This window comes from Corallococcus interemptor (assembly GCF_003668875.1).
In the GTDB taxonomy this organism is placed as follows: Bacteria; Myxococcota; Myxococcia; order Myxococcales; family Myxococcaceae; genus Corallococcus; species Corallococcus interemptor.
The window spans coordinates 20,924-27,187 of record NZ_RAWM01000124.1 but is presented as its reverse complement, the minus strand read 5'-3'; the positions used below and the strand labels follow the sequence as shown (position 1 = coordinate 27,187).

The following is a 6,264-nucleotide window of genomic DNA, read 5'->3' as shown; positions in this document are numbered from 1 at the left end:
GGCCCGTCCGCCGCCTCCGCCCCCCGCGGAGCCGGAGGACCCGAGCAAGCCACGCGTGCCGGTGGTGCTCTTCGGCGGCGCCGCGCAGGGCGTGAAGCCGTCCGTGGCGCTCACGCCCAAGCCGGACTTCTCCGAGGAGGACCTGGCGGTGCTGGACGACATCGACCGCATCTCGCGCGGTGAAGAAGCCAGCCTGGACACGGAGAAGGTGAAGCCCGCGCGCATGGTCGCGAGCCTCATCCGCCTGCTCATCCGCAAGGGGCTCATCCAGGAGGCGGAGTTCCTGGAGGAGCTGGCGCAGAAGTGACCGGCGCCGTGGCCCCGCTCCTGGACGTGCGGGGGCTCGTCACGCAGCTGTCTCTTCCGCGCGGCACGGTGCGCGCGGTGGACGGCGTGTCCTTCACCGTCCCTCCCGGCGGCACGCTGGGGGTGGTGGGGGAGAGCGGCTGTGGCAAGAGCCTCACGGCGCTGTCGGTGATGGGGCTCGTTCCTCAGCCGCCCGGCCGCGTGGTGGGCGGCGAGGTGCGCTTCAAGGGCGAGGACCTGCTGGCCCTGCCGGAGAAGGAGATGCGGCGCGTGCGCGGCCGGCACGTGGCCATGGTCTTCCAGGAGCCCATGACGTCGCTCAACCCGGTGTTCACCGTGGGCGAGCAGATTGGCGAGGGCGTCCGGCTGCACCTGGGCGCCACGAAGGCGCAGGCGCGCGAGCGCGCGGTGGAGATGCTGCGGCAGGTGGGCATCCCGGCTCCCGGCGAGCGCGTGGACGCGTACCCGCACCAGCTCTCCGGCGGCATGCGCCAGCGCGTGATGATCGCCATGGCGCTCGCGTGCGACCCGGCGCTGCTCATCGCGGACGAGCCCACCACGGCGCTGGACGTCACCATCCAGGCGCAGATCCTGGAGCTGCTCAAGCGCCTCCAGGTCGAGCGCAACATGGCGGTGATGCTGATCACCCACGACCTGGGCGTGGTGGCGGGCAGCTGCGACGTGGTGGCGGTGATGTACGCGGGCCGCATCGTGGAGCAGGCCCCGGTGCGTGAGCTGTTCGCGCGGCCCGCGCACCCGTACACGGCGGGCCTCTTGCGCTCCATCCCGTCGCTGCACGACGCGGGCTCGGCGGGGGAGGGCGGGCGTCAGCGCTTGAAGGCCATTCCCGGCATGGTGCCGTCGCTCACCGCGCTGCCGTCCGGGTGCGCGTTCCGCGACCGCTGCGACCGCGCCTCGGAGCTGTGCGCCCGCGTCACGCCTGTGTTGGAGCCCAAGCGCGGAGGCCAGTCCGCCGCCTGCCACCACCCGGTGCCCGCGCCATGAGCGAACCGCTGGTCCAGGTGCGCGACCTGAAGGTGCACTTCCCGGTGAAGGGCGGCCTGCTGGGCCGCACGCGCGGCACGGTGCGCGCGGTGGACGGCGTGTCCTTCGACGTCGCCCGGGGCGAGACGCTGGGCCTGGTGGGGGAGAGCGGCTGCGGCAAGAGTACGCTGGGGCGCGCGGTGCTGCGCCTGCTTGAGCCGACCTCCGGCTCCATCCGCGTCGCAGGGCGCGAGCTGACCGGCCTGTCGCAGCGTGAGCTGCGTCCGCTGCGCCGTCAGATGCAGCTCGTCTTCCAGGACCCGTACGCGTCGCTCAACCCGCGCATGACGGTGGAGGACATCCTCGCGGAGCCGTTCGCCATCCACGGCCTCGCGAAGGGCCAGGCGCGCGAGGACGAGGTGCTGGCGCTGCTCGACGCCATGGGGCTGCCCCGCGAGGCGCGGAGCCGCTATCCGCACGAGTTCTCCGGCGGTCAGCGTCAACGCATCGGCATTGCACGTGCCATCGCGTTGCGCCCGGACCTGGTGGTGGCGGACGAGCCCATCAGCGCGCTGGACGTCTCCATCCAGGCGCAGATCGTCAACCTGCTGGTGGACCTGCAGCGCGAGCGCGGGCTCACCTACGTCTTCATCGCGCACGACCTGAAGATTGTTGAGTACGTGTCCACGCGCGTGGCGGTGATGTACCTGGGCCGCATCGTGGAGGTGGCGCCGTCGCGCGCGCTGTACGCGGGGCCCCGGCATCCGTACACGCAGGCCCTGCTGTCGGCGGTGCCGGTGCCGGATCCGGAGCGTCCGCGCGCGCGCCTGCTCCTGCCGGGCGAGCCGCCTTCGCCCCTGTCGCCGCCGGCCGGCTGCGCCTTCCACCCGCGCTGCCCTCATGCGATGGAGCGCTGCCGCCGCGAGTCCCCGCCGCTGTATCCCCTGGGCGGAGGCCACGCCGCAGCGTGTTTCCTGGCCGAAGGGGACTCGCGCGACGTGCCCGCGGATTCCACGTCCGGAGGAGGTGCCGGTGTTCTGGCTCAGCCATCATCACCCGGATGAGTACAACCGCACGTACGTGCTCGCGGGCGTGCGCGTGTGCGCGCGATGCCTGGGCACGTACCCGGTGCTCGCGGCCGTGTTCGCCGGCCTGTTCGCGCTGAAGGCGCCGCTCCAGTGGGAGCGGGACGTGCCCGTGGTGCTGGCCCTCACGCTGCCCGCGCTCGTGGACTGGGCGGTGGGACGCTTCCGGCCCGCGTCGGGTTCCAACTGGCTTCGCACGCTGACGGGCGTCCTGTTGGGCGTGGCTCTTGGCCGCTCGCTGTACGTGCATGTGCAGCGCCCGCTGCCGGCGGTGCTGCTGGCGCAGGCACTTCTGGTGACAGGGGTTGCGGTCCCTGTCATTCTCGCCACTTACCGGCGGCCACGGCCGGAATAGACCTTTCGCGCACGGCTGTCCGTTACAGGCGTGGGCGGTGAAGGGGATGGCACCCGTGGCTTCATGGGCACTGGGGGAAGTTTGGCACCCGAAACCTCAGACGAGCAGCTGATGCTCGCCTTCCAGGCGGGAAACGCGCGTGCGTTCGAGGCGTTGGTGCGCAAGCACCGCGCGCCGGTGTTCAACTTCATCCTGCGCTTCGTGGGCCACCGGGCGCGGGCGGAGGACGTGCTGCAGGAGACGTGGCTCAAGGTGGTTCGCAGCGCCCGGGAGTACGAGCCCAAGGCCCGGTTCACGACCTGGCTGTACACCATCGCGAGGAACCTCTGCGTGGACAGCACGCGCAAAGAGAGCTACCGCCAGGCGACGTCCCTGGAAGCCCCCGCCGCCGGCGCCGACGGGGACGAGGGACGTCCGCTGGGCGAGGGGCTGCCGGATGCCGGGGCCAGCCCGGAGCGGGGCGCGCACAACGCCCGCATCCGGCCGCTCCTGGAGCGGGCGCTGGCGGCCCTGCCGGAGGAGCAGCGCGAGGTGTTCGTGCTGCGCGAGTACAGCGGCATCCCGTTCAAGGAGATCGCCGAGGTGACGGGCGTGTCCGAGAACACGGTGAAGAGCCGCATGCGCTACGCGCTGGAGGGCCTGCGCCGCCGCCTGGGTGAGCTGGGCGTGGACGGCGACCTGTCGGAGGATGGAAGGACGGTGGCGGGATGAATGCCCAGAATGCCCATGCGCACGAGGACCGGCTCCTCGACTTCGCCTACGGCGAGCTGCCCGCGTCGGAGGCCCACGCGCTGGAGCAGCACGTCCAGGGCTGCGCGCGCTGCACGAAGGCGCTGGCGGACATCCGTGGCGTGCGCACCACCATGGCGCAGCTGTCGTCGGAGCCCGCGCCGGACGCGGGCCTGGAGTCGCTGCTCGCGTACGCCCAGCAGTCCGCGCGCCGCGCCGCCGCCGGGCCGGAGCCGAAGCCCTCGCGCTGGCGCCGCTGGCTCTTGCCCGCGGTGGGCCTGGCCACGGTGAGCACCTTCGGCATCCTGACGTTGACGGTGAGCGAGAACCTCAAGCTGGAGCCGAACCTGTCGCAGAAGGCGGCCCCCACCGAGGCGCTGGCGGCGAAGAGGGAGGAGACGCAGGCCAGGCTCGCTCCCAGCCCCGTCGCGGCCGCGCCCGCCCCTTTGGACCTGAGCGCTTCCGAGGGTTCTTTCGATGAGCTGAAGGCCGCGCCGAGGCGGAACGTCGCGGACCGGCAGCAGGCGGAATTGAAGGCGATGCCCAAGGGCTCCACGGCCGCGGCCCGTCCGTCGGACTGGATGAACGCGGGCGGCGGTGGCGCGCTGCTGGAGCGGCGCCGCGCGGAGGCCGAGGCCCCCCGCAAGAAGGTCGCCCCGGCCGTCCGCGACGCCGACGGCGAGTTCGCGGCGCTCGAACCGGCTCCCGCGCCGGTGGTCGCCGAGTCGGTGGCTCCGAAGGAGGAGGCGGCCGACGAGGATGCCTACGCCACTGCCCGGAAGGACGCCCGCGCGTCGGAGGGCAGCGCCGATAAGGCCAAGGTCGCGAAGGCCGATTCCCTGCGGATGGGCAGCAAGGCCTATGGCCGCGGGTTGTCCTTGGATGACGCCGAGCCGCAGTCCATGGCGGGCGCGACTCCACCTCCGCCCCCGCCGGCCGCGGCGTCCGCGCCCCTGGCCCAGACCATGCCCTCGGCTCCCTCCGCCACCGGCTCCATCGGCGGAATGGCTCCGAGCACGGAGGCCGCGAAGCCCAAGCCCCAGGAGAAGTCCGCCGGAGCGATGACGGCGCGCGACCTGTCCGCCCAGGCCCAGGCCGCCGCGGACCAGGGCGACCGCGCCCGGGAGGCCCAGCTGCTGCGCGCCGCGCTCGCGGCCGGAGCCAGCGGCAGCGAGCGGCTGGCCCTGCTCTCGCGTCTCTGCGAGTCCGAGTCCGTCCAGGGACGCACCCAGGAGGCCGCCGCCGTCTGCGGGCAGATCATCTCCGAGGCCCCCGGCTCCAGCGCGGCGCAGCTGGCCCAGCGCCGCCTGCGTCAGGCCTCGCCCCCCGCGGCTCCGGCTCAGGCCCCGGCCAAGGCCGCTCCGTCCAAGAAGCTTTCGCAGTAGGGGAGGGCGGGGCAGTCCACATGACCGATGCGTCCGGGGCCCGGGTCCTGGATAATGGGGACATGAGGCAGGACGTGCACGCTCCCCCCGTGAACAGCCCTCGGAAGTCTCCGCCGCGCCGGGCCCGCCGTGGCCAGGCCATGGTGGAGTACTCGATTCTCAACTGGGTGCTGATCGTCGCGCTCGTCATCGGCGCCACGGTGCGGATCCGCTGGACCGACGACCGTCAGACCAACGTCATCGACCTGTTCCTCGAGGCGTACCAGATCTATTACGATTCGTTCTATTTCGTGCTGAACCTGCCGTTCCCCTGAGGAACGCAGCGGCTCCGAAGGCAGCGGATCAGCCCGTGTTTCGAGCCGTCCTCCCCGCCGGGCGGGCAGGCTCCGCGGGCTCCGGGGACCCCGGGATTCCGCTTTGTCGCGAGAGGTGGTTTTGACACCTGCTGTGGGGCATGGATAACATTCCGCCCCGTTCGCGCCCTGGCATCGCCCCCTCGTCCGAAGCAGTCCTGCCGCCACGACGGCGCCCCACCGTTCTGGAGCCTTGAACCATGTTGAAGGGTAAGACCCCGCTCGTCGTCGCACTGGTGCTCGGTTTGCTCGCGGGCATCGTGGCCTACTCGGCCATCAAGAAGAAGGAATCGGACGTGCGCCGCGGGTGGAACCTGGTGCCCGTGGTGGTGGCGGGCCAGGACATGCCCGAGGGGTCGGTCATCACGTACGAGATGATCTCCCAGCGCTCCGTGCCGGAGCAGTTCGTCACCTCGTCGGTGGTGAAGCCGGACTCCGCCAACTACATCGTGAACCAGAAGGTGCTGGTGGCGCTGCAGGCCGGCGACCCCATCCTCTGGAGCCAGTTCGAGACGACGAAGGCCGCCGAGCGCCTGTCCACCAAGGTGCAGAAGAAGGCGCGCGCCATCACCATCGAGGCGAAGCAGACCACGTCCGTGGGCGGGTGGATCCGCCCCAACGATCACGTGGACATCATCGGCACGTTCCGTGACCCGCAGACGGACGAGAGCGTCGCCGTGACGCTGCTGCAGAACATCATCGTGGTCGCCACGGGCAAGATCACCGGCACCACGAACATCAACCTCATCCCGGAGAACCAGCGCGAGTACAACAACGTCTCGCTGATGGTGCTGCCGGAAGAGGCGGAGATCCTCGTGCTGGCGGCGGAGCTGGGGCAGCTGACCCTGTCCCTGCGCAACGAGGACGACGTGGACCTCATCGAGGAGCGCGGCCGCGCCACCATCAGCACGCTGCTCTCTGGCGAGCGCACCCGCGTGCTGGAGCAGAAGCGCCGGGAGATCATCCAGATCATCAAGGGCAGTGGCAGCGGCGAGAAGGCCTCGGCCGGCTCCCCGTAGTCGTCGCGCGCGGGGCCGCTCGCTTCCTTGCTGAAGCGGCCCTGCCCA

Annotated in this window: 7 protein-coding genes and 1 pseudogene; all 8 read left to right on the top strand. The window is 71.6% G+C overall.

Annotation, left to right across the window (positions count from 1 at the left end; genetic code table 11):
• A pseudogene (locus D7X96_RS31215) lies at window positions 1-307 on the top strand (GspE/PulE/PilB domain-containing protein); the annotation flags it as partial.
• Window positions 304-1,311 (top strand): ABC transporter ATP-binding protein, encoded by a 1,008-nt coding sequence (locus tag D7X96_RS31210; protein WP_121771405.1) that lies wholly within the window; start codon window positions 304-306, stop codon window positions 1,309-1,311. The pseudogene D7X96_RS31215 and the gene D7X96_RS31210, both read left to right, overlap by 4 nt.
• Window positions 1,308-2,354 carry an ABC transporter ATP-binding protein gene (locus D7X96_RS31205; protein ID WP_121771404.1) on the top strand — a complete coding sequence of 349 codons (1,047 nt, stop codon included), beginning with the start codon at window positions 1,308-1,310 and terminating at the stop codon, window positions 2,352-2,354. The genes D7X96_RS31210 and D7X96_RS31205 overlap by 4 nt, the downstream gene beginning before the upstream one ends.
• Window positions 2,323-2,730, top strand: coding sequence for a DUF2085 domain-containing protein (locus tag D7X96_RS31200; protein ID WP_120546682.1), 408 nt, complete (start codon window positions 2,323-2,325; stop codon window positions 2,728-2,730). Before D7X96_RS31205 ends, D7X96_RS31200 begins: the two co-directional genes overlap by 32 nt.
• Window positions 2,731-2,793: 63 nt before the next feature.
• Complete coding sequence (locus D7X96_RS31195) at window positions 2,794-3,441, top strand: RNA polymerase sigma factor (protein ID WP_120546734.1); 648 nt, start codon at window positions 2,794-2,796, stop codon at window positions 3,439-3,441.
• Window positions 3,438-4,844 (top strand): anti-sigma factor family protein, encoded by a 1,407-nt coding sequence (locus tag D7X96_RS31190; protein ID WP_121771403.1) that lies wholly within the window; start codon window positions 3,438-3,440, stop codon window positions 4,842-4,844. The genes D7X96_RS31195 and D7X96_RS31190 overlap by 4 nt, the downstream gene beginning before the upstream one ends.
• A gap of 74 nt (window positions 4,845-4,918) precedes the next feature.
• Entirely contained in the window at window positions 4,919-5,158 is a 240-nt protein-coding gene (locus D7X96_RS39700) for a hypothetical protein (protein ID WP_147442634.1), read from the top strand.
• Between the two features lie 239 nt (window positions 5,159-5,397).
• Complete coding sequence (gene cpaB / locus D7X96_RS31185; protein ID WP_120546685.1) at window positions 5,398-6,216, top strand: Flp pilus assembly protein CpaB; 819 nt, start codon at window positions 5,398-5,400, stop codon at window positions 6,214-6,216.
• Window positions 6,217-6,264 lie beyond the last annotated feature (48 nt).